The 251-nt window shown below is 37.5% G+C and carries 1 protein-coding gene; it reads right to left on the bottom strand.

Features of this window, described 5'->3' with window-relative positions:
- The coding region (locus AAEY55_RS18515; RefSeq protein ID WP_350552738.1) for an alanine:cation symporter family protein at nt 1-251 on the bottom strand (251 nt) is incomplete at both ends.

Here is a 251-nt window from a genome sequence, read left to right as displayed (position 1 = left end):
AAGTTAAGGTAACACATGCTGCCAAAACCAATATCACCTAGCGCCCACATCACGCCAACAGACTGCATGCTACCGGTAAAGCAAACTATTAAGAATATTATTTTTAATAATGGTTTTAAAACAGGGTAGCGCAATTTATTGTCTAAGTATACTAGCGTGGTCTCAGCAATATAGTAATAAGCAATCAAGCAAGTAAAGGCAAATAAGAAAATAGCAATCGCAACAAAACCGCTGCCGTATTGGCTAAATAC

Source organism: Pseudoalteromonas sp. 120-MNA-CIBAN-0494 (assembly GCF_040308885.1).
Lineage (GTDB): Bacteria > Pseudomonadota > Gammaproteobacteria > Enterobacterales > Alteromonadaceae > Pseudoalteromonas > Pseudoalteromonas nigrifaciens.
This window is presented reverse-complemented; position numbering and strand designations above follow the sequence as displayed.